We start from the raw sequence: 25,864 nt of genomic DNA, 5'->3' as shown, positions 1-25,864 counted from the left end.
CAGGCCCGCGCGGTTTTAGTCGCGCAGGTATTCCTCATCCCGGAACGTCACCACCCATTGCGGCCGGTAGACCACAAAGACGGCGACCAGCATGCCGGTCAGGAACGCCTCGCCAAATGCCAGGATGACGATGGCCGCCAACGTATCGGCGGCGCTGAAGGGAAGCCCCGGGGCCATCCAGTGGCGCCAGGCAGTCTCCGCCGCCCCCGCGCCCATGGCCGCCAGGCCCGCGCAGAAGTAGCCGTGACCGAGGATGAACACGAACGGATGGCGCGGCAGCATGCGGCGCATGAGCCCCTGTAACGCAGCCGAGATCAGCGCCGGCAACAGGGCCAGCCAGACATAGCGCATCCATAGGGACGGCCAGTCGAACAAGGCCCAGCTGTGACCTGCCAGGTATTCGAGGCCGAGCATCGAGACGACGTCGACCACGAACAGCGATACCAGCGCCAGCGGCAGCCCGAACAGTGTCACCATCAGCGTCGCGCCGAGGAGCTGGACCACCAGGCCGCCTACCAGCGTGGCGCGGACCGTCCACAACAGGGCCACGAACACCATGGCGCCCAGCCAGGCATGCTGCAGGGAACTGCGCCGCAACAGGTGCCAGGGACGACGGCTCAATGCCCACGCCAATCCGGCGACGGCCACGAAGATGAGCAGCGGATCGGACAGCAGGGATGGGAGCGCGGTATGCATGCATCGATGCTACCAGCGCCGCGGCGTGCCCCGGCTTGCCAGCCGTCAAATATCCAGGGGGCCATCGGGGGCGCGGAAGGGCTGCCCGCGACCCCGTATAATTCACCTTTGAGCTCTGCCGGCCGGGCGCCGCCCCGCGACGGCGCCTTCACTCCGGCCACAAACCCGCCCTCTCCCCATGTCTGCACAACTGATCGACGGCAACGCGCTTGCCAAACAAATCCGTTCCGAAGCCGCCGTCCGCGCCGCCCGCCTGACCGAACGCGGCCACCAGCCCGGCCTGGCCGTGGTCCTGGTCGGCGAGGACCCGGCCAGCCAGGTCTATGTGCGCAACAAGGTCAAGGCCTGCGAGGACAACGGCTTCCATTCGTCGCTGGACCGCTATCCGGCCGATCTGTCCGAAGCCGACCTGCTGGCCCGTATCGACGCGCTGAACCAGGATCCGAAGATCCACGGCATCCTGGTCCAGCTGCCGCTGCCCAAGCACATCGACAGCCACAAGGTGCTCGAGGCGATCGCTCCCGAAAAGGACGTCGACGGCTTCCACGTGGCCAATGCCGGCGCGCTGATGACCGGCGCCCCGCTGTTCCGCCCATGCACGCCGTATGGCTGCATGAAGATGCTGGAATCGATCGATTACCCGCTGCGCGGCGCGCGGGCGGTGGTGGTCGGCGCCTCGAACATCGTCGGCAAGCCGATGGCCATGCTGCTGCTGCAGGCCGGCGCCACGGTCACGATCTGCAACAGCAAGACGCGCGATATCGGCGCCCATACGCGCGAGGCCGATGTTGTCGTCGCCGCCGTGGGCAGGCGCAACCTGATCACCGCCGACATGGTCAAGCCGGGCGCCGTCGTGATCGACGTGGGCATGAACCGCGACGACAACGGCAAGCTGTGCGGCGACGTGGACTTCGCCGGCGTGCGCGAAGTGGCCGGCTATATCACGCCGGTACCGGGCGGCGTCGGCCCGATGACCATCACCATGCTGCTGATCAACACGCTCGAAGCCGCCGAGCGCGTCGCCGGCTAAGCTGGCGCTGTTGTTGCGGCAGACGCCGCAACAACACTGGAAATGCCGCGGGGCTGCCCCCATTTGCAAGCCATTGCCTCTTCAGGCCAGACAAACGAGAACCGCCATGGACCAAGCCATCAACAATCCACTGCTGGACTTCACCGACCTGCCGCGCTTCTCCGAGATCCGCCCCGAGCACATCAGCCCGGCGCTCGATGTGCTGCTCGAGCGCGCCCAGGCAGCCGTGGCGCGCGCCGAGGACCCGGCCACGCCGTCCGATTGGGCCAACGCCGTGGAAGCCCTGGAAGCCGTCACAGAGCCGCTTGGCCGCGCATGGGGCGTGGTCGGGCACCTGAGCGCGGTGGCCGATACGCCGGAACTGCGCAAGGCGCACGCCGACAACCTGCCACGCATGACGGAGTTCTGGTCGTCGCTGGGACAGAGCCTGGCCCTCTATGAAAAGTACAAGGCGCTCGCGGCCAGCCCGGAATTTGGCGGCATGAGCGCCGCCCGCCATCAGCTCATCGAGAACGAACTGCGCGGCTTCCGTCTGGGCGGTGCCGAACTGCCCGAGGACCAGAAGCCCCGCTTTGCCGAAATCCAGGAACAGCAGGCGCAGCTGTCCAAAGCATTCTCCGACCACGTGCTGGACGCCACCAACGCTTACGCACTGTTCATCGAAGACCCGGCACGGCTGGCTGGCCTGCCCGAGGACGCGCAGGAAGCCGCCCGCCACGCGGCGGAGAAGGATGGCAAGCCCGGCTGGAAATTCACGCTGCACTTCCCGTCCTATTTCCCCGTGCTGCAGTACGCGGACGACCGCGCACTGCGCCAGACCCTGTACGAAGCCAACGTGACGCGTGCTTCGGAGCACGGCGCCCAATATGGCAGCGGCCAGGCCGACTGGGACAACACGGCCAATATGCGCGAACAGCTTGCGCTGCGCCGCGAAGAAGCGCGGATGCTCGGCTACCAATGCTACGGCGAAGTGTCGCTGGTGCCGAAGATGGCCGAATCGCCGGCCGAGGTGCTGAAGTTCCTGGACGAACTCGCGGTCAAGGCGCGCCCGTATGCCGAGCAGGACTGGGCCGAACTCAAGGCCTTCGCCGCCGCCGAACTCGGACTGGCCGAACTGGCGCCGTGGGACGTGGCCTACGCCTCGGAAAAACTGCGCCAGCAGCGCTATGCGTTCTCGGAACACGAAGTGAAGCAGTACTTCCCCGAGCCCAAGGTGCTGCAAGGCCTGTTCGGCGCTGTCGAGCGGCTGTTCTCGGTGAAGATCCAGCCCGATACGTCACAGACCTGGCATAAGGACGTGCGCTTCTTCCGCGTCAGCGCGGCCGACGGCACGCTGCTGGCCCAGTTCTACATCGACCTCTACGCGCGCGAAGGCAAGCGCGGCGGCGCCTGGATGGACGATGCGCGCGGCCGCAAGGTGCTGGCCGGCGGCAAGGTGCAGACGCCGGTGGCCTACCTCACGTGCAATTTCTCGGCACCGGTTGGCGACAAGCCGGCACAGTTCACGCACGACGAAGTCATCACGCTGTTCCATGAGTTCGGCCACGGCCTGCACCACATGCTGACGCAGGTGGGCGAGCTGGGCGTATCCGGCATCAATGGCGTGGAATGGGACGCTGTCGAACTGCCGTCCCAGTTCATGGAAAACTTCTGCTGGGAGTATGAGGTGCTGACCGGCATGACGCAGCACGTCGACACCGGCGAGCCGCTGCCGCGCGCGCTGTTCGAGCGCATGCTGGCGGCCAAGAATTTCCAGAACGGCATGATGACGCTGCGCCAGATCGTGTTCTCGTCGTTCGACATGCACCTGCACACCGACTTCGATCCGCAGGGCGCGAAAACCGTGCTGGACCTGTCGCGCGAGATCAACGACCGCGTGCACGTGGTGCCGCAGTACCCGCTGTCGCGCTGGCCCAATACCTTCAGCCACATCTTCGCCGGCGGCTATGCGGCGGGCTACTACAGCTACAAGTGGGCCGAAGTGCTGTCGGCCGACGTGTACGCCGCGTTCGAAGAAGCCGCGCAGCTTTCGGGCACGGTGCTCGACAGCGAAACCGGCGCGCGCTACCAGCGCGAGATCCTGTCGGTCGGCGGCAGCCGCCCCGCCATGGATTCCTTCGTCGCGTTCCGCGGCCGCGCGCCGCAGATCGACGCGCTGCTGCGCCACGGAGGCATGGCAGCATGAGCGCGGCGCTGCCCACCGCCGGCCCGATGCGTATCGCAAGCTGGAACGTCAACTCGCTGAAGGTCCGGCTGCCTCAGGTACTGCAATGGCTGGCCGAGCAGGAGCAGGCCGGCGAGCCGATCGACGCGCTGTGCCTGCAGGAACTGAAGCTGCCGGACGACAAGTACCCGCTCGCGGAACTCGAGAATGCCGGTTTCCACAGCGTCTACACGGGCCAGAAGACTTACAACGGCGTTGCCATCCTCGCGCGCGATGCCAGCATGCCGGGCCCGACCGATGTGGTGCGCAATATCCCGGGTTTTGAAGATGCGCAGCAGCGCGTCGTGGCCGCCACGTACGGCGACGTGCGGCTGGTCTGCGCCTATTTCCCCAACGGGCAGGCACCGGACTCGGACAAGTTCGTCTACAAGCTGAAGTGGCTCGACGCCATGACGGCGTGGCTGCGCGAAGAGCTGGTCAAGTATCCGCGGCTCGCGCTGCTCGGCGACTTCAATATCGCCCCCGAAGACCGCGACGTGCACGACCCCGCAAAGTGGGAGGGCCAGAACCTGGTCTCGCCGCCGGAGCGCGCGGCCTTTGCCGCGCTGGTAGAACTGGGCCTGGCCGACGCCTTCCGCAAGTTCGAACAACCTGAGAAGGCCTTCTCCTGGTGGGATTACCGCATGTTCGCGTTCCGGCGCAACGCCGGCTTGCGCATCGACCATATCCTGCTGTCACCGGCGCTGGTCGACCATTGCTCCGCCTGCGTAATCGATCGCGTCCCGCGCACCTGGGAGCAGCCGTCCGACCACACGCCGGTCGTCGCCACGCTCCACTGCCGCTGACGCGCGCACCACGCGCACGCAAGTCCGGGCAAGCCCGGCTCGCGGCGCGTAGCGGGGGCGGCTACACTGCCGCCATGCCCTTGGCCCGCCCTCGCCATCCTCTCCATTCTTCGTTGCCGCGGCCGGCCCGCAACTTCGCACCGGCCGGCCTGCTCACGGCTCGGCACGCCGCCGTCGCGACCCAGTACTCCCGCCCCGACCGATGACTGCCTCCGCAACCCGCCCAGTCCACCGGCTGCAGCGCCTGCTTCCCTGGACGCAACGCGTGTCCCGCGCCACCTTGCGCGCGGACGTGGTCGCGGGACTGCTCGGCGCCGTGCTGGTGTTGCCGCAGGGCGTGGCCTTTGCCACGCTGGCGGGGCTGCCGCCCGAGTACGGCATCTATACCGCGGTCGTGCCGTGCATCATCGCCGCGCTGTTCGGATCGAGCTGGCACGTGATGTCCGGTCCGACCAACGCCAACTCGCTGGCACTGTTCGCCATGCTGAGTCCCGTGGCGTTCGCCGGCAGTCCGGCTTATATCGGCCTGGCGCTGTCGGTGACGATCCTGGTCGGACTGATGCAGCTCGCAGTCGGCACGCTGCGGCTGGGCACGCTGGCCAATTTCATCTCGCCGTCCGTGCTGCTCGGCTTCACGTGCGGCGCGGCCACGCTGATCGGCCTCTATGCGCTCAAGGACCTGTTTGGCCTGGCCGTGCCCACCGGCACCAACGCATTTGGCGTACTGCGCTTCCTGTTCGACAACGTGGACGCCATCAACTGGGGCGCGGCCACCGTGGGCGCCATCACGCTTGGCGCGACGCTGCTGTGCAAGCGGCTCGGCAAGCGGCTGCCCTTCATGCTAGTGGGCCTCATGGCCGGCTATGGCGTGGCCTGGCTGCTAAACCGGACCGGCTGGGGCGGTGGACACCATGTCAATGTGGTGGGATCGATTCCGTCGGCGATCCCAAGTTTTCATGTGCCGGACATCTCCTGGCGCGGCGTGCCGGACCTGCTCGGCATTGCTTCGGCGCTGACGATCGTCGCGCTGGGCCAGTCCATCTCGATTGCCAAGGCGGTGGCACTGCGTTCCGGCCAGCATATCGACGCCAACCGCGAATTCATCGGGCAGGGACTCTCGAATATCGCGGGCGGCCTGTTCTCCGGCTACATCTCGTGCGGTTCGCTCAACCGTTCGGTGCCCAATTTCGAAGCCGGTGCGAAGACGCCGCTGGCGAGCGTGTTCTCCGCCTTGTGGCTGGTGGCACTGGTGGCCGTCAGCGCGCCGTTGCTGGCGCAGATTCCGCTGGCCGCGATCGCGGCCATGCTGCTGCTCGTGGCGTGGGGGCTGTTCGACTTTGCACGCCTGCGCCGCATCGCCGCGCTGAGCCGCACCGAGTTCGCCATCGCGGTGGGCACCTTCGCCGCCACGCTGGTGATCCGCCTGGAGATGGCGGTGCTGCTCGGCACCATTCTTTCGCTGGTCGCCTACCTGTACCGCACCTCACGGCCGGCAGTGCGCAGCCTCGTGCCCGACGCCGACGATCCGGGCCGCCGTTTCACACCGCTGGACGAGCTGCAGCGGCCGCAGCCGGAATGCCCGCAGCTCAAGCTGCTGCGCATGGAAGGCGCCATCTATTTCGGTGCCGTGCAGTACGTGACCGATCGGCTGCACTGGCTGCGCACGGTCAACGCCAGCCAGAAGCATCTGCTGGCCATGACCAAGAGCATGAACTTCATCGATCTCGCTGGCGCAGAGATGTGGGAAGCGGAACTGGCGGAGCGGCGGGCCACCGGCGGCGACCTGTACTTCCACCGTCCGCGCACGCAGGTGCTGCAGACCTGGGAACAAACGGGGTTCACCACCAAGCTGGGAACGGACCACGTCTTCCTGACCAAGCGACAGGCGCTGCACACCATCATCGCGCAACTGTCCCCCGACGTCTGCGCGCAGTGCCAGGTGCGGATCTTCGAGGAATGCGCGCAGCGCCCCGGCGCGCCAACGCACGCGGAAGCGCTGTGACGGCAGCGTCAAAATGACAAGTCGATGAATCGAGGCGGGAAGTTAAGGCTTGGGGTCAGGCGGATTGGCAGCGGCGGAGGATCGCGCTACCGGAATGAGGTTGATGCGGGATGGGCGCCCGCGGCTTGCCTGTGGCTGGCCGGGGCATCCATCCGGATCAGACCGGCGCCACGTGCGCGCGCTTGACAACGACCGGCTGCGGGACGCCCTGCTCGATCAGGACCACCGCTGCACGCTCGATCGTGTCGCGGCCAGCGCGGAAGGCTTCCTCCAGCGACAGGACCTGGTCCGCGCTGAATCCTTCCCACAGTGCTTCGCGTGTCACGACGCACGTTACCTTTTCGCCATTGACGATCGCGTGGAACAACAAGCCTTCGTTATTGATGTCGTAGCGCTCTTGCTCTTGGAACTTGATTTCCATCGGTGCAGCCCTCCATATGCAAGTGGAGAAACATCCTAACATGGCCGGAGCGATATCGTACGCGCCGACCTCCGCTGATCCACTCAATCCAGTGACCTCCGAACCGGTGCACCGGTTCCCTCCGCCTATGGAGCGATGCCGACGCCGCAAGCGGGTTCGCTTGCTCGCACCTGAACTTCCCTGATGCACGCAGGTGTTTGACAATTCCGGAAATCATGTTAGAATCTCGTTCTTCGTTGGGGCGTTAGCTCAGTTGGTAGAGCAGCGGACTCTTAATCCGTAGGTCGAGTGTTCGAGTCACTCACGCCCCACCAGCGAATACAAGACAAAAGGCCGGAAGCATCTGCTTCCGGCCTTTTGTTTTTGCGGCGCGGCTTTTATGACCGCGCTTTGATGCCTGCCGATAACAGGCGCCTCGCCCACTCAGGTGCCGCTGTCGCGTGCGCGCTCGAACAGTGTCCGCGCCAGCACGCGATGCTGCGACAGCACGACCGGCAGGTCGGTCGTCAGCAACTCGCCATCCCGAACCACCTCGCACCCGTTGATGACGCTGCTAGCCACATTGGTCGGCGTGCAGAACACCAGCGCGGCAACCGGGTCATGCCCAGCCCCGGCAAAGCCGACAGTCGACATGTCAAAGGCCACGAAGTCGGCCGACATGCCCGGCGCCAACGCACCGATATCATCGCGATTGAGCACGCGCGCACCGCCAAGCGTGGCAATCTCCAAGGCCTCGCGCGCACTCATGGCCGCGGGACCAAACCCGACGCGCTGCAGCAGCATGGCCTGGCGCGTCTCGCCGAGCATATGGGCACCATCGTTCGAGGCACTGCCGTCCACGCCCAGGCCGACCTTGACGCCGGCATCGCGCATCGCGCGCACCGGCGCGATGCCTGATGCCAGCCGCATGTTGGAGCACGGGCAATGCGCGACACCCGTACCGGTGCGCGCGAACAGCGCAATCCCCTCGTCGTCGAGCTTCACGCAGTGAGCATGCCAGACATCGTGGCCGACCCAGCCGAGATCCTCGGCGTACTGCGCGGGCGTCAACCCGAACTTCTCGCGCGAATAGGCAATGTCATTGTCGTTTTCGGCCAGGTGCGTGTGCAGCGACACGCCGTAGTGGCGGGCCATGACCGCGGATTCGCGCATGAGGTCGCGCGACACCGAAAACGGCGAGCACGGTGCCAGCACCATGCGCAGCATCGCGTGACGCGAACCGTCGTGGTACTGCTCGACCAGGCGCTGGCTGTCGCGCAGGATGGCAGCCTCGTCTTCCACCACGACATCCGGCGGCAGGCCGCCCTTGCTGCGGCCGACGCTCATCGAGCCGCGCGCCGCATGGAAGCGCATGCCCATCTCCTGCGCGGCGGCAATGGAATCATCGAGGCGCGATCCGTTCGGATAGAGGTAGAGGTGATCGCTCGTGGTCGTGCAGCCCGACAGCATCAACTCGGCCATCGCGGTCTTGGTCGAGACGCGGATCATCTCCGGCGTCAGGTGCGACCACAGCATGTAGAGATTGGTCAGCCAGGAAAACAGTTCGGCATCCTGCGCCGCGGGCACGGCACGGGTCAGGCTCTGGTACATGTGATGGTGCGTATTGACCAGGCCAGGAACCACCACGCGGCCGCGCATATCGATGACCTGCGCGGTGCCGTCGTCGACCATGCGGCGATACTGCGGCGGCAAGTCCGCCGTGGCACCGACCCACTGCACGGCGGGGCCGTCGGCCACCAGCGCGCCATCGGGAATTTCTCGCCGTTGCGCGTCCATGGTGACGAGCACATCGGCATTCAGGGCAATCAGGGTCATGGCGGCAGGCGTCTGGCAGGTGGATATGGCGCGAGTCTAAGACTCGTGCCGCCGAACCGAAAGCGCAGAATTCCGCCAACCCTGTCCACAAAATGTGGACACCCCAGACCGCAACGTACGGACGCGTTAGCGCACCTGGGCGAACAGCGCCGCCAGCGTCGTGCCGATGCTCCCCGCCATCAGCTCGGCCGCCGGGCTCGGTACGCCGTGCGCGCGACCGACCAGCGCCAGTGTCTGGCGCCGCAGGTAGCGGTCTCGCAGCGGCACCAGCACCAGCGCACCGCGGGCTCGCTCCTCCATGATGTCCAGCGGGTTGAGCAAGGCAATGCCGCTGCCCAGCATGACCAGGCGCTGGATCAGCGCCATCGAGGTCGACTCGGCCGCCGGCGTCACGTCGATGGCATTGCGCGCGAACGCATCGTCGAGAATGGCGCGGATGGAGAGTGATGGCGCCGGCAGCACCAGGGGATAGCCGACGCATTCGCTGAGCAGCACGGACGGCTGTTCAGCCAGCGCATGGCCTGGCGGCACCACGGCACCGATCTGCCAGTCGCTCGTCGCCAGTACGCGCAAGGTTGGCGCGGCGGGCAGGTCGTAGCCGAGGCCAAGGTCGGCGTCGCCCCGCTCCACCGCCATGACGATCTCGGCGACAGGCAAGTCCACGACGCGCACGACGATGCCTGGGTACCGCTGGCGGAATTCATGCACCAGCGACGGCAGCAGTGCCCCGGCCAGCCCCGCGGTGGCCGCCACCGTTACCTCGCCGCGCCGCGCGCCCTTGAAGTCCTCGATCCGCTCGCGCAGCGCTTCGTGCTCGCGCAATGTCTGCCGCACGTGGGCGAGAATCATCTCTCCAAGCGGCGTGAGGCGCAGACGACGGTTGATGCGCTCGAAGACTGGCGCCCCCAACTCGGCTTCCAGGTCGAGGATCTGCCGGTTGATCGCCGTGGGCGCCACGTGCAGGTGCTCCGCCGCCTTGCGGATCGAGCCGCGACGTACGACCTCGTCTAGATATCGCAGAATCCGGGCATGCATGGCGGTGGTATGGGTCATCGCGCAAGGGCATGGCCCATGCGCATCAGGAAGCTCGGCATTGTAGCGGCGAGTGCGGGAAAAGAAAGTTCAACATCCCTATTGCGTCTTACTAGATACCTTGCTAAAATCTTTTTCTTCGTTGGGGCGTTAGCTCAGTTGGTAGAGCAGCGGACTCTTAATCCGTAGGTCGAGTGTTCGAGTCACTCACGCCCCACCAGCGAATTCCCAAAAAGGTCAACCGCAAGGTTGGCCTTTTTGCTTTGGCATGTGTCCCTCCATATCCGGCCCCCTTCACGGCGACACGGCAGCCTGCGTCATTTCTTGATACGCGGGTTCTTCCCGATATCCCTTTCCGCCCTTTCCCTGTTGAATTGCGCACGGCGCACAACACGGAACGTAGTTCCGTATCGCGGAACCAAAAATCTTTCGCGACGTTTGGCTGGCTTCGCACAACGAGGACCCGCCCGCCAAGTCAGGGCCGGGAAATTCACCGACAAGCGCAGGCGATACATAATCGCCCCGAAGAACGCCCCAGATGCCCGGCCCGGCACCAATCAGTGAATGAAGAACGGAGGCACTCCTTGAAAGCAGTTCTCAAAGCAGGCGCAGCAGCCTGCATCGCGGCCATCGGCCTGATCCATTGCGGCGCGCAGGCGCAAAGCTACCCCACCAAGCCGATCCGCCTGATCGTGCCGTTCGCGGCAGGCGGCACCACCGACATCGTGGCCCGCGCCGTATCGGACGCGCTCGGCCGCGAATTGGGCCAGCCCGTCGTGGTGGAAAACCGCGGCGGCGGCGGCGGCGCCATTGGTGCCGATGCGCTGGCCAAGTCCACGCCGGACGGCTATACGCTGGGCATCGCCACCGTCAGCACGATGGCCACCAACCCGGCCACCAATGCCCGCAACCCGTATGACCCGATCAAGGATTTCGCGCCGATCACCAACCTCGTGAACGTGCCGAACGTGCTGACGGTCAACCCGAAGGTCCCGGCCAAGTCGCTGAAGGAGTTCATCGCGCTGCTGAAGTCCAACCCGGGCAAGTACAGCTACGCGTCGGCCGGCAAGGGCAGCATTTCGCACCTGGATGGCGAGCTGTTCAAGGACATCACCAAGACCGACATGGTCCATATCCCGTACCGTGGATCGGGTCCGGCGCTGAACGACACGCTGGCCGGCCAGGTCAATGCCCAGTTCGACAACCTGCCGTCCTCGATGCCGTTCATCCAGGCTGGCAAGCTGCGCGCGCTGGCCGTGGCCGCGCCCAAGCGCGTGGAGGGCCTGCCCGACGTGCCGACCTTCGCCGAAGCCGGCATGAAGGACATGAACAACATGGCATGGTATGGACTGGTCGCTCCGGCCAACACGCCGGCCGCCATCGTCACGCGCGTGCACGACGCCGCCGTCAAGGCGCTGCAGGACCCGGCCGTCAAGCGCCGCCTGGCGGACAGCGGCGCGTACACCGACGGCAATACGTCGGCACAGTACGCTGCCCAGATCAAGCGCGAACTGGACCTGCGCAAGAAGATCGCCCACGACCAGAACATCACGCTCGAATAAGGGTATCCCGACCCAGCAAAAAGCCGGCTGCGAACCAGTCGGCTTTTTTGCGCCTTGTTATTCACAATTGCCCGGTATCAAGGACATGCAATGGTTATTCTGAGTCAAGCTTGACCCTGCACAGGACGGGGCCGATCAAGAAGGCGTTCAATACCTTTAGAAGAAAGTTTCACTTTGCGGACCAGCGCCGACTCGGTACATTTGCCGGGATGATCCGCTAAACTCGGCCCCAACCGGATCGCGCAGGCGCTGCGCGACCGCCACTCGCGAGGATGAAGATGCTCAAGAAAACCGTTCCGACCCTGATCGTTGCCGCGCTTGCCACCCTGGGTGCAACCCAGTTCGCGTATGCGCAGAAAAACTACACGGAGGGCGGCGACATACACAGTGGCAGCCACACCAAGAAGAAGGCGAACCCGAACCAGAGCGCGGCCAAGTCGGGCAAGTTCGACCCGTACACGGACGGCGCCAAGCAATCGACTCAATCCGACCTGGCTGGCAAGAAATTCGACCCGAATACCGATGGCGCCAAGTCGGGCAAGTTCGATCCGTACACCGATGGCGCGAAAGCCGGCAAGTACGACCCATACACCGATGGTGCCAAGGCGCCCGCGGCGAAGTCGCAATAAGTTCGCTTCGCCGGCTCCGGAGCCGGCCCCAAACAAAAACAGCCCGCGTATGCGGGCTGTTTTTGTTTGGGGATACTCTGGCCTTCAGGCGGCCATCTCCTCCTGCTGCGCGGATTCGCGCATGGTGCGCTGGTCGCGGTAGCGCACATGCCAGGACAACGCCTCCTCCAGCAAATGCGGCGTTTGGCCGCCAAGTCGGCTGGCGCGCCGGAAGTAGTCGTTCAGCAAGTCGCGATAGAGCGGATCCGCGCAATTGTCGATCACCTGCCGCGCACGTTCGCGCGGCGCCAGGCCACGCAGGTCGGCCAGGCCATGCTCGGTCACGATGATGTCGACATCGTGCTCGGTATGGTCGACGTGCGACACCATCGGGACGATGCTGGAAATATCGCCCCCCTTTGCCACCGACTTGGTGACGAACACCGACAAATGCGCATTGCGCGCGAAATCGCCGGAGCCGCCGATGCCATTCATCATGTGCGTGCCACCGACGTGCGTCGAATTGACGTTGCCGTAGATATCGCACTCGAGCGCCGTGTTGATGGTGATGAGCCCAAGCCGACGCAGGATTTCCGGATGATTGCTGATCTCCTGGGGCCGCAGCACCAGGCGCGACCGGTACCGCTCCAGGTTCGCAAGGAAATGCTGGTAGACCGGCTTCGACAGCGTCACCGACGATGCCGAAGCAAAGGTGAGCCGGCCCGAGTCGAGCAACTCGATGGTGCTGTCCTGCAGCACCTCTGAGTACATCTTGAGATCGTGGAACGGCGAATCGATCAGCCCATGCAGAACAGCGTTCGAAATCGTGCCGATGCCGGCCTGCAGCGGCTGCAGCGACGGCGACAGACGCCCCATGCGCACCTCGCGCCCGAGGAATTCGCTCAGGTGGCCGGCGATCTGGCGCGTGCCTTGGTCGGGTGGCAGCGCGCTGGACGGGCTGTCGTCCTTGCCGGTGATGACGATCGCCGCAATCTTCTCGGGATCGATCGGGATATACGGCACGCCGATGCGCTGCTCGGCAGAAATCAGTGGGATCGGCTGCCGGTACGGGCGCTGCACCGGGAAATAGATGTCGTGGAGGCCTTCGAGCTCCAGCGGCATGTTCAGGTTGATCTCGACGATCACCTTGCGCGCGAGCATCGCGAAGCTCGCCGAGTTGCCGACCGAGGTACTCGGCACGATACCGCCCTGCTCCGTAATCGCGACGGCTTCCACCACGGCCACGTCGACGGGAGCGATCTGGCCCGAGCGCAGTTGCTCGACCGTCTCGGACAGATGCTGGTCGATGAACATGACTTCGCCGGCGTTGATCTTGCGACGCAGCGTCTCATCGGACTGGAACGGCAAGCGACGTGCGATCACGTCGGCCTGTGCCAGCACCTTGTCGATGTCGTTGCCGAGCGACGCGCCGGTCATCAGCGTGATGCGCAGCGGCTCGGTGGCGGCGCGGCGCGCCAGCGCGAATGGCACTTCCTTGCAGTCGCCCGCACGGGTGAAACCGCTCATGCCCACCGTCATGCCATCGCGGATGAGTTCGGCTGCCGTATCGGCCGAGACCACCTTGTCCAGCAGCCTTGGCAGGCGAATGCGTTCCTTGTACATCTTCATCTCCAGTTGCCGGGCGGATCCGGTCCGTCCGTGCACCGCCGGTGCTCGTGGCACAGGGGTTGGAAAAGCAGTGTAGCCATGCCAATACATTCCCACCTCGATTTAAATTCATTAAAATCATTCGTTTTTTTCATAATCACGCCAAAGGTGGGCGTGGCACCTCATGCCGCTTCGCGAACCGGCCCGGAAAAGCGGTGCAACACCCGGCATAACAGGACAAACCCTATAGGACATACAAAAGACATTCGGTTCTGTTAGTGTCTGCGGCATCAGGAAAGACCGCCCCGAAACGACCCTGATTTCGAGGCGCGGCGCCTGTGCCGCCCGGGCCGGCCAAGCTCCGGCCCAAGAGCGTTGTAATGTCGGCGACAGACATCGGGAGACGCCAACTCATGCATACCAAGCCACTCGAACCCAACGAACCGGTGGTCCTTGCCCTGATAGAGGCGGTCATGGCCTGGCAAGGTGCTTTGGAACAGACCCTTTCGGCCTCGGGCCTTAACTACGGCAAATGGGTCCTGCTGCGGGCGATCTGGCAGAACGCGTTCGTGCGTCATGAACCGCTTCCCGGCGCCTTGCTGATCGATGTCGCGTCCAGCGAACGCATGCTGGGCGAATTGCATGACGACGGCTGGGTGGAATACTCGAGCACCGGCGCGCCGCGCATCCCCGCAGCGGCGGAGGCGCGAGTCGAACGCGTGTGGGGAGCGGTAAAAGCTCTGCACTCGGTGTCGGTATCGCCCTTCAATTCGCATGAACGCGTGGCGCTGGGCACGCTATTGCAGCGCATGAAGCTGACACTGAGCGATCATTCCGCCCGCCGCAGCCGCGGCACGGCTGCCGAGCCGATCGCGGTGCCCTCTGCGGCCGTTCGCGCGGCAGCGGTCAAAGCCCCCGCCATGCAGTCTGCTTCCGCATGATCCACTGCCACTGAAGGCAGCGGAGGCCATCTGGAGGCGCCGACCAGCGCCAGTCGGTGCCATGATCGCGGGCGAACACCCGTCCGCAGACTTTTCCCTCGCACCGTGCAGTTTTTTCCTAAAGTATGAGCATGCACCGGCACATGCACCGCTTGCGTCCAGACGCGCGGCATCGGCCGCCCGCGCCTGATACCGCAAGGAGGCACCATGCCGCAGGAGAACGAAGAAAAAGTCGCACACCTGCAGGAAGAAATGCTTGCGTTCGCGCGGGAACGGCTGCCCGCGGCGGGGTTCGAGCTGCTCGAACCGATTCTGCGGCACTACTACGACCAGACCGATTCCGACGACCTGATCCATCGGGAAGTTGCCGACATGTATGGCGCCGTGATGGCGCATTGGCAAACCGCGCAAAAGTTCGTCCCGGGTACTGCGCGTATCCGCGTGTACAACCCCAACCTCGAAGAGCATGGCTGGCACTCGGACCACACCGTGGTCGAGATCGTCAACGACGACATGCCGTTCCTGGTCGACTCCGTGACCATGGAGATCAACCGGTTGGGGCTGGTGCTGCACTCGGCGATTCACCCGGTGTTCCGCGTATGGCGCGGCGCCAAAGGCGGCATCGAGAAAGTCGAGCTCGGCGGCGCCAACAGCGATGGCGATTCACGCCTGGAATCCTTTATCCATTTCGAGGTGGACCGTACCGGCGAGCAAGCGCGGCTTGAAGCGCTGCGCACCGGCATTGCCCGCGTACTCGGCGACGTGCGCGCCGCAGTGGAAGACTGGCAGCGCATGCGCGACATCACCGAGGCCACCATCGGCACCATGGCGCAGACCTCGGACGCCAGCAGTGCCGATAGCACCGAAGGGCGGGCCTTCCTGCAATGGATGCTCGACAACCACTTCACGTTCCTGGGCCAGCGCGACTACCAGCTGATCTCGCAAGACCAGCGCTATTTCCTGCGCGGCGTGCCGGATACCGGATGCGGGATCCTGCGCGAAAGCCTGCGTCCGCCCGAAGCGGAAGACCTGACGCCGCTGCCGGCCGCGGCCAGCTCCATCATCCAGGGCAGCTCGCCGATTTTCCTGACCAAGGCCAATTCGCGCTCCACCGTGCACCGGCCGGGCTACCTCGACTACATCGGCGTGAAGCTGCTCGACGCCAACGGCAAGCTGTTCGGCGAACGCCGCTTCGTCGGCCTGTACACGTCCACCGCCTACACTTCGCCGATTGCCGAGATTCCGCAGGTGTGGCGCAAGTGCGCGAACATCCTGGCCCGCGCCGGGTTCCTGACCAAGGGCCACCTGTACAAGTCGCTGGTTACGATCCTCGAACAGTATCCGCGCGACGAGTTGTTCCAGATCGACGAAGACGATCTGTTCGATATCGCGATCGGCATCCTGCGCCTGCAGGAACATCAGCGCACGCGCCTGTTCGTGCGGCGCGACCGCTTCGACCGCTTTGTCTCGTGCCTGGTGTTCGTCCCGCGCGACAAGTACAACACCGACCTGCGCCAGAAGATTCAGAAGATCCTGATGAGCGCCTTCCATGGCAATGCCTGCGAATTCACGCCGCTGCTGTCGGAATCGCCGCTGGCGCGCATCCAGCTGACCGTGCGCGGCGATCCCGGCAGCATGCCGCAGGTCGACACGCAGGAACTGGAAGCGCGCATCGTCCAGGCGAGCCGCCGCTGGCAGGACGACCTGGCCGAAGCGCTGCACGAAAGCCGTGGCGAGGAACAGGGCAACACCCTGCTGCGCCAGTACGGCAGCTCCTTCCCGGCCGGCTATCGCGAAGACTACCCGGCCCGCACCGCGGTGCGCGACATCGAACTGATGGAGCAGGCCCTGCATGGCCAGGGCATCGCCATGAACCTGTACCGCCCGATCGAGGCCGTACCCGGCGCATTCCGCTTCAAGGTCTATCGTGCCGGCGAGCCGATCGCGCTGTCGCACAGCTTGCCAATGCTCGAACACCTTGGCGTGCGCGTGGACGAGGAACGGCCCTACCTGATCGAGCCCGACAGCGGCGCGCCGGTCTGGATCCATGACTTCGGACTGGAGATCGCAGACAGCGCCAGCGGCGCCGATTTCGATATCGAACGTATCAAGGCACTGTTCGAAAACGCCTTCGCCCGCGCGTGGAACGGCGAGATCGAGAACGACGACCTCAATCGCCTGGTCTTGCGTGCCGAGCTGGCCGCACGCGATGTGACCGTCCTGCGTGCCTATGCAAAGTACCTGCGCCAGGTCGGCTCGACCTTCAGCGACGCCTACATCGTGGGCGCACTGACCGGCAATCCCGGCATCGCGGCCACGCTGGTGGCACTGTTCGTCGCACGCTTCGACCCGGCCGCGACCGCCACGCGCGAAGCGCGTTGCCAGCAGTTGCTGGCCGACATCGAGACCGCGCTGGACCAGGTCCCAAACCTCGACGAGGACCGCATCCTGCGCCTGTTCCTCGGGGTAGTCAACGCGACCGTGCGCACCAACTACTTTCACCGCGATACCAGCGGGCAGCCGCGTCCCTACGTTTCGTTCAAGTTCAATCCCTCGCTGGTCCCCGGCCTGCCCGAGCCGCGGCCGATGTGGGAAATCTGGGTCTATTCGCCGCGCGTCGAAGGCGTGCACCTGCGCGGCGGCCGTGTAGCCCGCGGCGGCTTGCGCTGGTCCGACCGGCGCGAGGATTTCCGTACCGAAGTACTGGGCCTGATGAAGGCGCAGATGGTGAAGAACACCGTTATCGTGCCGGTCGGTTCCAAAGGCGGCTTCATCGTGAAGCGGCCGCCGCCACCAACGGATCGCGACGCGTTCCTGCAGGAAGGCATCGCGTGTTACCAGACCTTCCTGCGCGGCCTGCTCGACCTGACCGACAACCTGGTGGCCGGCGCGCTGGTGCCGCCGCCAGACGTGGTCCGTCTCGATGACAACGACCCCTACCTTGTCGTCGCCGCCGACAAGGGCACCGCCACCTTCTCCGATTTCGCCAACGCGATCTCGGCCCAGTACGGCTTCTGGCTTGGCGATGCGTTCGCATCCGGCGGCTCGGTCGGTTACGACCACAAGAAGATGGGCATCACCGCGCGCGGCGCGTGGGAATCGGTCAAGCGGCATTTCCGCGAGATGGGGATCGACACGCAGGCGACGGACTTCACCGTGGCCGGCGTCGGCGATATGTCGGGCGATGTGTTCGGCAACGGCATGCTGCTGTCACCGCATATCCGGCTAGTGGCGGCATTCGACCATCGCCATATCTTCCTCGACCCCGATCCCGATCCCGTATCCAGCCTGCAGGAACGCACGCGCATGTTCGATCTGCCGCGTTCGAGCTGGGCCGACTACGACACCAGGCTTATCTCCGCAGGCGGCGGCGTGTTCCCGCGCACGGCGAAGACCATCGCGCTGTCGCCGCAGGTGCAGGCCGTGCTCGGCATATCCGCGAGCACGCTGTCGCCAGCCGAACTGATCCACGCGATCCTGATGGCGCCCGTGGACCTGCTCTACAACGGCGGCATCGGCACCTATGTGAAATCCAGCCAGGAGACCCATCAGCAGGCTGGTGACCGCACCAACGACGCCGTGCGCGTCAATGGCGCCGAACTGCGCTGCAAGGTCGTCGGCGAAGGCGGCAATCTCGGCTTTACGCAACTCGGCCGCATCGAGTTCGCGCGCCGGGGTGGCCGCATCAATACCGATGCCATCGATAACTCGGCCGGCGTGGATTGCTCGGACCACGAGGTCAATATCAAGATTCTGCTCGGCCAGGTCGTAGCCGAAGGCGAGATGACCGAGAAGCAGCGCAACAAGCTGCTGGCCGAGATGACCGATGAAGTCGGCCTGCTGGTGCTGCAGGACAACTACTACCAGACCCAGGCCTTGTCGGTGGCCGGCCGCAGCAGCGGCGCACTGCTCGATGGCGAAGCCCGCCTGATCCGCTCGCTCGAACGCGCCGGCCGCCTCAATCGCGCGCTGGAATTCCTGCCAGGCGACGAAGAGATTGCCGAACGCAAGGCCGCAGGCGAAGGGCTGACTTCGCCCGAGCGCGCCGTTCTGCTCGCCTATAGCAAGATGTGGCTCTACGACGAACTGCTCGCCTCGGATGTCCCCGAAGACACGCTGGTCGCGGACCTGCTGGTTGACTACTTCCCGGTGCCGCTGCGCCAGCGCTATGGCGATGCCATGCAACGGCATCCGCTGCGCCGCGAGATCCTGGCCACGCACCTGACCAACCTGCTCGTCAACCGGATCGGCGCGACGTTCGTGCATCGGATGCGGGAGGAAACCGATGCCCTCCCCGCCGATATCGTGCGCGCCTGCCTGATCGCGCGCGACGTGTTCGGATTGACGGCCCTTTGGCAGGAGATCGATGCGCTGGATAACCGCGTCGCCGATGCCGAGCAGGCGCGGATGTTCAGCGCCGTCGGCCAGTTGCTCGAGCGGGCCTGCCTCTGGTTCATCCGCTACCTGCGTACCGGCGGCACCGCCCAGGCGGGCATGGCTCGTTTCACGCAAGCGGCCCAATGGCTCACGCCGCTATTGCCGACCGTGCTGCCGCAAGCGGATGCCGCGGCATTGGCCGAGCGTACGCAGGCCCTGACCGGTGCCGGCGTAGAGCCGGCGCTGGCCCAGCGGGTCGCCGGCCGTGATATCTCGGCGGCCGCGCTCGATATTGCGGAAGTGGCGGCTTCCTCCAACCGCTCGCTGGAACTGGTAGCGGGGGTCTATTTCGCGCTCGATACGCAACTGAGCTTCAACTGGCTGCGGGAGCGCGCGCAGGCCCTGCCCGCCGATACGCATTGGGACCTGCTGGCGCGCACCACCACGCTCGACGACCTGGGACGGCTCAAGCGCGCGCTGATGACCAGCGTGCTGGCGCAGTCGGGGGACTATGACACTGCTGAAGCGCTGATCGATGCCTGGCGCGCCAGCCGGCAAGGCGCGCTCGAACGCTTCACCCGCATGCTGACCGAGCAGCGTGCATCCGGCGCCACGGGACTGTCGATGCTGTCAGTCGCCATTCGCGAGATCGGCATGCTCGAATGAAGCGGAAGCGCAAGCGGCGCGGCGAGGCGCGCCGCTCAGTCTTCGTCCATACCCTGCATATCCGGCTCGCGCGGGCGGAACTCGATGCCGAGCAGCACGAGCAGTTCGAAGGCATCCGCGAGCAGGTGCTTCTGCCTGGGCAGGAGGCTGGCGTACGGCATGTCATAGATCGACTGGTGCGCCGCACGCTGGCCCTTCAGCCCCCGGTCCCGGGCGATGTCCGAAAGCAGCGCCGCAAAGCCCGACAAGTCCTGGGCTGAGAGCGCGGAATTCAGCACCCTGGCAATCACCTGGGGCGACGCGCCAGCCCAGCCGATCAGGTCGGCGTTCGAGGCTGAGTTGGGAGGGTCATCGGAGATTTTCATGGGCTGTCTAACGGTCCGTGGCGCGGCTCCTTGAGCGCGAAGTGACGTAGCAATTACCCTACATGCGAGGGGTTCAACCAATTCACCGGCCATCAAGCGGCCTTACCGCCGGCATGACGGCGGCCCCGCTCAGCCATTGTGTTGCACCCATTGGCGCGCCCAGGCAATCGTTGCCAGCCGCGCCTCCTCCGCCGTGGGATATGCGGCAGGCGGCCCACCACCTTCCAGCACAACGGCTCCCGCTTCCCAAATATCGCACACAGCCTTGAACCGGCCGGCACCCAGCGCGTGGCAAAACACGTGGACCATGAAGCCACGGTATTCGATGATATCGCTGGCCGCTTCAGGCAATGGCTCCGGGTCCAGCGCAGGCTCCTGCGCAGCGAGCACGGCTTCGGCCGCCCTTGCTCCCGCCTGCCGGCAGGCGCTTCTTGCCGCCCACGTAACGAGGCAAGCCAGCGCGGCGCCGGACAGCAAGCCCAGCCCAAACCAGCAAGCCCTGCTTTGACAATGCGCCATGGCAGCCCCCAGGGTAGGTAGAGCAACGCGCAGCGGCATTCCCGCCAGTATCTGGTTCAGGTTATACCAATGGCGGCAATACGGACGGCGCGATGGCATGTCAGCCACACCGGCACATTCTCGTCCGGACCGGATGACGCAGACGCGCCGGACCTTTATACTGTACATCCATACAGTATCGCTAAGGGGCCCTGCCATGCCGCTCTATGAGTCCGACTCCGTCTTGCTGGAAGCGCACTATTTCGGTGACGATGCGGAGTTCATGCGCCTGAGTTGCGCGCAGATCAGCGTCGGCAACGGCGCCATCGTCGTGCAGGGCGTCGAGTTGCGGCACCTGCAAGGCTTGCGCTGGACGCCCGACTTCCTGTCGTTCGACGCCAGCGGCGATCACCACCGATACCCGGTCGGCCGCCCGGCCCTCATTGGTCCCGACCGCGCGCAGTTCGCGCTGCTCTGAAGGATCCGGCCGCTCAACGCTGGGCCGGTGGAAGCTGCGCGCTTGCATGCTACGATGCCTCGCAGACTCCGGGAGAGATCCATGGTCCAGAAGCGCTACCACGAACTGCCCGTCGTGGAACGGGACGCCTTTGAAGCCGCGTGTGGCCGGCACGGTTTTGTCGCTGAAGACTTTGAGGTGAGCGTGAAAGAAGATGCCGCCACTGCGCGCAGGATCATCAACGTAGGGCGTATTGTCGGCAGCCAGTTCGGGCAATACGCGACTGCGGATGGCATCGCATGGGTGGCCCTGTTCGAACGTGATCTAGCTGGCGATGCGTTTGGGTTTCCGTTGGCGGATTAAGCCGGGCAGCGACTTCAACCGGCACGCATCTGCCCACGCGACTGACCCGAGCAACGTGGCGACGGCTGCGACAAATAAGCCGCCCAATCAAACCAGCATAGAGAAAAGCATATTCACCGCGGCGATCAGGTCCCACGAACGGCCGCTGTATGCGTCCGCGGCCAACAGGCCCACCACGCACACTGAGCGAGCCAGCGTCGTGTGATGCCCCAGCCAGCCCTGGCGCTCCGGGACGGGTACCAGCATATCGTCGGCATAAAACGACGAATTGACCTGCGACACCCGCACGAGATAGTTCCGGAACCGTTTAAAGGCGCCCATGTCGACCGCACCCGGGTCATTCCAAAAATCATCCAGAGGACCCTGGAAGGTCAAACCCGGTTTGGCATAGAAACAGCGCCCCAGCGCTATCACGGGGACGCGGTGAAACAGCGCCTGCAATCCGGTGGTAGAGTTGGCAGTCACCAGACCCATGCAGCGATGCAGAAGCGACGGCAGGTGCGCGTCATGGATGTAGAGCACCCGACCGGCGACGCCGAATCTTGCCGCGCAGGCGTCAATGGCAGCCGCGTAGTCCGTGTGCCCGCGATCCATCGGATGATGCTTGATCACCAGCAAGCTGTCCGCCGGCGCGCGCGCCGCAAAAGAGTGGATCGTCCACTCGATAAAGTCCCGCATGTGCCGCCACGGACTATGTACGCGGATCTGGCTATCGTTGTACACCTGCAGCGCGGCCAGAAAGAAATGCGGGTGATCGCTGCTCAGCAGGCGCTTGCGCAGGCCCTTCTCCTGCCAGTGATAACGCGTCTTCCGCCAAGCGGCCTTCACCCACTGGGACAGTTCGTGCCATCCGAAAGGTTTGTGATGCCGGTAGCACGGGTAGTGGCGAGCCCCTGCCATCCCTGCGGCAAAGTAGCCGAACGAGTACAAGGCCATGTTGCGGAAAGAGTGCGGAAACCTGCATGGCTTCGGCGGGCCGGGCACCCTGGGGATATCCGGGATCGCAAGCCGTCCCAGCGGCGAGTCTGCGTTGACGCCATCGCGCTCCAGCGTAATGTAGTCCGGACGGACATAGCCTTCCTCGAACGCCCAGAAAGCAATGCCCATCGACGCGGCCACCTGCGCGGCGCCGCGATGGTGGCGCCGGCACATGCCGAAGACCACCACTGCGTCGATGCGGCGATCGCCAAGCAGTTTGCGCAGGAAACTGCGCCAGGCCACCATTGGCTCGGCAAACCGGACGATGTCGCCCTTGCGGTAGAACAAGTCGTCCCCGCCATTGAAGTTCACCTTGACGACCTGCCGCCCAACTGCCAGCAGGTAATCACGCAGGCGCGCGAAAAACGGGCCGTTCGGACCCTGGAGAAGCAGGACGCGGCGATATTGCGCAATCTGCGCGAACGACGCCTCTGCAGGCAATGCTTCACTGCGCAACATATGGCTATCGGGCCCAATATCGCAACAATGGCTGCATGATTCGTCGCCACCAGTTATTGCCGGCTGGTGGCCCTTCTGCCTTCCATGCCATGAGGTCGGCCACAGCCTGCTCCGCGCAAGCAAGGCCGGCTCCTTCATGGCGCGATATATAGCGGGGATACAAGATCAGTGTCCCCGCCACCAGCATGTCCAGCGATAGTGTTCGCTGCCGGCGTGGCGCGTGGCAGAGGTCTTCGGTCAGGCCCCAACCGGCATAGAAAGGCAAGCCATGCGTCGTCACGGGCTTGCCACGCAGCAAGGCCTCGAAACCAGCCAGCGAAGTCAGAACATGGACGCGGTCCACGGCTTCGATCAACTGGTGCATTGGGTAGCCGGGAACGATCTCATCGCACAAGGCGCGCAGCTCGGACTCCGTTGCCAGATTTCCCCGCAGGCCAGCCATCACATCCGGATGCGGCTTATAGAGAATGTAGGCATTGGGCTGGCGCTGGCGCACCGCCTCCAGCAACGCGCGATTGGTGGAAATGCGGACTGCACCGTAACGCAGCGAAGCGTCTGACTCGACCTGGCCCACGACCAGCACGACGTGGCTCGCCCCGGTTGGCCGTGCCCATGCGCCGCGCCCGACGTTGTACTTGGTGATTTCGGCGCGCACGATGGATTCACGCAACGCCGCAGCGCGCGCCAGCGTGTCGTGATCGAAACCGGCCTCGTTCAGCAGGGATTCGAGATCCGATGGCCGCGTCGCGTCGTAGTAAATGCCGCTTTGGTCAAACACCCATGACACGGGGCGAATCAATTGCGCCCCCAGACCCACGGAGCGCAGGAACCCGTCCTCGACTGTGATGACCGACAGGTCGGGCCTGTCAGCCGTGTCGATCGCCCTGCCCCAGCGCAAGATCGTTGCATGCCGCGGGACCTTTGCAAGCCTCCGATGGAAACGAATCTCGTGTCCTGCCAGGAACTGCCTCAGGAACGGGCGTTTCCAGCGCGAGAATCCGACCGCATGCAGCCGAGCGGCAAACTGCAGGCGCAAGCGCCGCTGCAACGCCAGGTGCGAGATGGCATCTTCCACCTCGCAGCGCTGGCCGGTATCCGGCAGCACGTAGCGGGTGTACCGGATCAAGGCCGCATAAACCAGCTGCTCGAGCGGCACGGCCGTTCGCCGCGATGGCGCCGGCATCTGGTCGCGGGTCAGGCCCCAGCCGGCATAGAACGGCATGCCGAAGGCGTAAACTGCCTTGCCATGCATCAGCGCCTCGAAGCCGACCTGCGAGGTCACGACGAACACCGCGCTGGCATCTCGAAGCAGCGGGACCACATGCACATCGTCGCGCAGCCGCAAGACTTGCGGATAGCCTCCGGCATCGAGAATCTGGCCGAGATATCCGCGCTTGCGCCCGAGGGCGACCTCGGGATGCTCCTTGACCACGACCTGGCACGCCGGGTGGGCCTTCACCGCAGCGTCCAGCATGCGCCGGAAACTCGCGGCGCCCGCTTGCCCAAAGTGCACGGACGCATCGTCGACCGTCTGGTCGATGACAAGCAAATAGCCTTTCGCAGGCAATGCCTTTGGATCGGGAGCGTAGTTGTACTTGGACACGCCGGCGGCACGCCACTGCCCGATCAGGCGCTGCGCTCGTTCATGCTCGGCCGCGCCAAGCGGCATCGCAATCATTTCTTCGAGTCGTGACGGCCCTGAAGCATCGTAGTAGATGCCCAGGTCGTCCACCACCAGCGAGCAGCTTCGCGACTTTGCGCCGGGATGCACGGATCGCAGGAAGCCGTCTTCGAGGCACAAGTAGCGATCGATGCCGCGTGACTTCGCGTAGGCCTGCGCCCGGAGGGCGCTCGGCCGCCGTCCCCAGCCGGCAACGCCGTTCAGGCGGTGCGTCGCGCGCCTCAATGGATGCACCGCCACCACCTCTTCGCCGAGGAAGGTGGCAAGGTGTTCAATGCGGCGTATGCCTGCGGAAAGAATGCCTATGGCATTCTCATACGGCTGGTTCATCGCTTCCCAGGTCGTGGATCTGCAGAATGCCGACCACGCGGCCTGCGTCATTGCGGACCACGAGCGCGCTGATGCGCTCGGCATGGATACGCGCTTCGGCGTCGGCGAAGCGTTCGTCGGGCGATGCCAGTTTCGGCTCCTTAGACATGATGTCGCGGGCCTGGATCGACTTGTAGTCGCAATCCGAATCGAAGGCGCGCCGGACGTCACCGTCCGTAATGACCCCGTGCAGCGATTCCCCATCCATCACCAGTGCCATGCCCAAACGCCCGCGGTTAATCACCTGCACAACATCGCGGAAGGAAGTGTCGAAGCCGCAAATCGGCAGGTTTTCCTTGTGCATCACGTCCGCGACGCGCGTCAGCAGGCGCCGGCCAAGGCTGCCACCGGGATGGAAGCGCGCGAAGTCTTCCGGCTGGAAGCCGCGATTTACCGACAGCACCACGGCGAGCGCATCACCCATGACCAAGGTTGCGGTGGTCGAGCTGGTCGGCGCAAGATTGTTGTTGCAGGCCTCACGGTCGACCGAAATATCGAGGACGACATCCGCGTGCCTTGCCAGGGTTGAACTGACCTTGCCCGTCATTGCGATGACGGGGTTCTTCTGGTGCTCCAGGAACGGCAGGATGCGAATCAGTTCCTCGGTTTCCCCGCTGTTGGAGATCATCAGCACCACGTCGATGGGCTTGATCATGCCGAGGTCGCCATGGAACGCCTCGCCCGGATGCACGGAAAATGCCGGCGTTCCGGTCGATGCCATGGTTGCGGCGATTTTCTTGCCCACCAGCCCGGACTTGCCCATGCCGACCAGCACGACGCGGCCACGCGCGTTCAGGATGATGTCGACCGCCTTGCCGAATCCGGCATCGATCCGGCCCGACATGCGGTCAAGCGCCTGGATTTCCTGCGCAACCACGTTACGAGCAAGTCTGATTGCATCTGTCATTTCTGCTCCCGTGTTCCGCA

General features: G+C 64.8%; 20 protein-coding genes and 2 tRNA genes. 12 read left to right on the top strand and 10 right to left on the bottom strand.

Going from position 1 to position 25,864, the window contains the following annotated elements; all coding sequences use genetic code 11:
- Window positions 1-15: 15 nt before the first annotated feature.
- Window positions 16-696: an energy-coupling factor ABC transporter permease gene (locus AC3FKG_RS07680; RefSeq protein WP_483711150.1), complete on the bottom strand. Its 681-nt coding sequence runs from the start codon at window positions 694-696 to the stop codon at window positions 16-18.
- 178 nt (window positions 697-874) lie between these two features.
- Here AC3FKG_RS07680 and folD point away from each other — a divergent pair, with 178 nt between their 5' ends.
- The 4 genes from folD (at window position 875) to AC3FKG_RS07660 (ending at window position 6,737) form a co-directional block, all read left to right on the top strand.
- A complete protein-coding gene (gene folD / locus AC3FKG_RS07675) occupies window positions 875-1,726 on the top strand; it encodes a bifunctional methylenetetrahydrofolate dehydrogenase/methenyltetrahydrofolate cyclohydrolase FolD (RefSeq protein ID WP_483711149.1) in 852 nt (283 codons plus the stop codon).
- Window positions 1,727-1,832: 106 nt separating this feature from the next.
- A complete protein-coding gene (locus AC3FKG_RS07670; protein WP_488742785.1) occupies window positions 1,833-3,911 on the top strand; it encodes a M3 family metallopeptidase in 2,079 nt (692 codons plus the stop codon).
- Window positions 3,912-3,937: 26 nt separating this feature from the next.
- Complete coding sequence (gene xth / locus AC3FKG_RS07665) at window positions 3,938-4,735, top strand: exodeoxyribonuclease III (RefSeq protein ID WP_483711475.1); 798 nt, start codon at window positions 3,938-3,940, stop codon at window positions 4,733-4,735.
- A gap of 202 nt (window positions 4,736-4,937) precedes the next feature.
- On the top strand, window positions 4,938-6,737 hold the full coding sequence (locus AC3FKG_RS07660) for a SulP family inorganic anion transporter (RefSeq protein WP_488742784.1): 1,800 nt from the start codon (window positions 4,938-4,940) through the stop codon (window positions 6,735-6,737).
- A 157-nt stretch (window positions 6,738-6,894) separates the two neighbouring features.
- Here AC3FKG_RS07660 and AC3FKG_RS07655 read toward each other — a convergent pair whose 3' ends face one another.
- Complete coding sequence (locus AC3FKG_RS07655; protein WP_211947938.1) at window positions 6,895-7,158, bottom strand: DUF1488 family protein; 264 nt, start codon at window positions 7,156-7,158, stop codon at window positions 6,895-6,897.
- A 238-nt stretch (window positions 7,159-7,396) separates the two neighbouring features.
- Between AC3FKG_RS07655 and AC3FKG_RS07650 the strand changes: the two genes are divergently transcribed.
- Window positions 7,397-7,472, top strand: a tRNA-Lys gene (locus AC3FKG_RS07650).
- A gap of 109 nt (window positions 7,473-7,581) precedes the next feature.
- Here AC3FKG_RS07650 and AC3FKG_RS07645 read toward each other — a convergent pair.
- Together AC3FKG_RS07645 and AC3FKG_RS07640 are read right to left on the bottom strand one after the other, a co-directional pair.
- Window positions 7,582-8,973 (bottom strand): 8-oxoguanine deaminase, encoded by a 1,392-nt coding sequence (locus AC3FKG_RS07645; RefSeq protein WP_488742783.1) that lies wholly within the window; start codon window positions 8,971-8,973, stop codon window positions 7,582-7,584.
- A 126-nt stretch (window positions 8,974-9,099) separates the two neighbouring features.
- On the bottom strand, window positions 9,100-10,008 hold the full coding sequence (locus AC3FKG_RS07640; protein ID WP_483711474.1) for a LysR family transcriptional regulator: 909 nt from the start codon (window positions 10,006-10,008) through the stop codon (window positions 9,100-9,102).
- Window positions 10,009-10,149: 141 nt separating this feature from the next.
- Between AC3FKG_RS07640 and AC3FKG_RS07635 the strand changes: the two genes are divergently transcribed.
- The 3 genes from AC3FKG_RS07635 to AC3FKG_RS07625 all read left to right on the top strand — a co-directional run bounded on the left by AC3FKG_RS07635 (window position 10,150) and on the right by AC3FKG_RS07625 (window position 12,196).
- Window positions 10,150-10,225 (top strand) — tRNA-Lys (locus AC3FKG_RS07635).
- Window positions 10,226-10,589: 364 nt separating this feature from the next.
- A complete protein-coding gene (locus AC3FKG_RS07630) occupies window positions 10,590-11,567 on the top strand; it encodes a tripartite tricarboxylate transporter substrate binding protein BugE (protein ID WP_483711145.1) in 978 nt (325 codons plus the stop codon).
- A 278-nt stretch (window positions 11,568-11,845) separates the two neighbouring features.
- Window positions 11,846-12,196: a hypothetical protein gene (locus tag AC3FKG_RS07625; RefSeq protein WP_483711144.1), complete on the top strand. Its 351-nt coding sequence runs from the start codon at window positions 11,846-11,848 to the stop codon at window positions 12,194-12,196.
- 84 nt (window positions 12,197-12,280) lie between these two features.
- Here AC3FKG_RS07625 and scpC read toward each other — a convergent pair whose 3' ends face one another.
- On the bottom strand, window positions 12,281-13,798 hold the full coding sequence (scpC, locus tag AC3FKG_RS07620; RefSeq protein WP_488742782.1) for a succinyl-CoA:acetate CoA-transferase ScpC: 1,518 nt from the start codon (window positions 13,796-13,798) through the stop codon (window positions 12,281-12,283).
- Window positions 13,799-14,196: 398 nt separating this feature from the next.
- Between scpC and AC3FKG_RS07615 the strand changes: the two genes are divergently transcribed.
- Both AC3FKG_RS07615 and AC3FKG_RS07610 read left to right on the top strand, forming a co-directional pair.
- Window positions 14,197-14,724, top strand: a complete 528-nt coding sequence (locus AC3FKG_RS07615; protein ID WP_488742781.1) for a MarR family transcriptional regulator — start codon at window positions 14,197-14,199, stop codon at window positions 14,722-14,724.
- A gap of 207 nt (window positions 14,725-14,931) precedes the next feature.
- On the top strand, window positions 14,932-19,767 hold the full coding sequence (locus AC3FKG_RS07610; RefSeq protein ID WP_483711141.1) for an NAD-glutamate dehydrogenase: 4,836 nt from the start codon (window positions 14,932-14,934) through the stop codon (window positions 19,765-19,767).
- Between the two features lie 35 nt (window positions 19,768-19,802).
- Here the strand turns inward: AC3FKG_RS07610 and AC3FKG_RS07605 are convergent, their stop codons facing one another.
- Together AC3FKG_RS07605 and AC3FKG_RS07600 are read right to left on the bottom strand one after the other, a co-directional pair.
- Window positions 19,803-20,132: a hypothetical protein gene (locus AC3FKG_RS07605; RefSeq protein WP_483711140.1), complete on the bottom strand. Its 330-nt coding sequence runs from the start codon at window positions 20,130-20,132 to the stop codon at window positions 19,803-19,805.
- Between the two features lie 129 nt (window positions 20,133-20,261).
- The gene (locus AC3FKG_RS07600; RefSeq protein WP_488742780.1) at window positions 20,262-20,750 is read right to left on the bottom strand and encodes a hypothetical protein; all 489 of its coding nucleotides are present in this window, start codon (window positions 20,748-20,750) and stop codon (window positions 20,262-20,264) included.
- A 97-nt stretch (window positions 20,751-20,847) separates the two neighbouring features.
- Here AC3FKG_RS07600 and AC3FKG_RS07595 point away from each other — a divergent pair, with 97 nt between their 5' ends.
- Together AC3FKG_RS07595 and AC3FKG_RS07590 are read left to right on the top strand one after the other, a co-directional pair.
- The gene (locus tag AC3FKG_RS07595; RefSeq protein WP_483711138.1) at window positions 20,848-21,108 is read left to right on the top strand and encodes a hypothetical protein; all 261 of its coding nucleotides are present in this window, start codon (window positions 20,848-20,850) and stop codon (window positions 21,106-21,108) included.
- Window positions 21,109-21,189: 81 nt separating this feature from the next.
- The gene (locus AC3FKG_RS07590) at window positions 21,190-21,450 is read left to right on the top strand and encodes a hypothetical protein (protein ID WP_483711137.1); all 261 of its coding nucleotides are present in this window, start codon (window positions 21,190-21,192) and stop codon (window positions 21,448-21,450) included.
- Between the two features lie 87 nt (window positions 21,451-21,537).
- Here AC3FKG_RS07590 and AC3FKG_RS07585 read toward each other — a convergent pair whose 3' ends face one another.
- Genes AC3FKG_RS07585 through AC3FKG_RS07575 form a run of 3 tightly spaced genes read right to left on the bottom strand, consistent with a single transcriptional unit; the run spans window position 21,538 to window position 25,844 of the window.
- The gene (locus tag AC3FKG_RS07585; protein WP_488742779.1) at window positions 21,538-22,887 is read right to left on the bottom strand and encodes a capsule polysaccharide biogenesis protein; all 1,350 of its coding nucleotides are present in this window, start codon (window positions 22,885-22,887) and stop codon (window positions 21,538-21,540) included.
- A gap of 4 nt (window positions 22,888-22,891) precedes the next feature.
- Window positions 22,892-24,898 carry a capsule polysaccharide biogenesis protein gene (locus AC3FKG_RS07580; protein ID WP_488742806.1) on the bottom strand — a complete coding sequence of 669 codons (2,007 nt, stop codon included), beginning with the start codon at window positions 24,896-24,898 and terminating at the stop codon, window positions 22,892-22,894.
- On the bottom strand, window positions 24,882-25,844 hold the full coding sequence (locus tag AC3FKG_RS07575; protein ID WP_483711134.1) for a KpsF/GutQ family sugar-phosphate isomerase: 963 nt from the start codon (window positions 25,842-25,844) through the stop codon (window positions 24,882-24,884). Before AC3FKG_RS07575 ends, AC3FKG_RS07580 begins: the two co-directional genes overlap by 17 nt.
- Window positions 25,845-25,864 lie beyond the last annotated feature (20 nt).

The organism is Cupriavidus sp. 22TCCZM04-2 (assembly GCF_057798895.1).
This window is presented reverse-complemented; position numbering and strand designations above follow the sequence as displayed.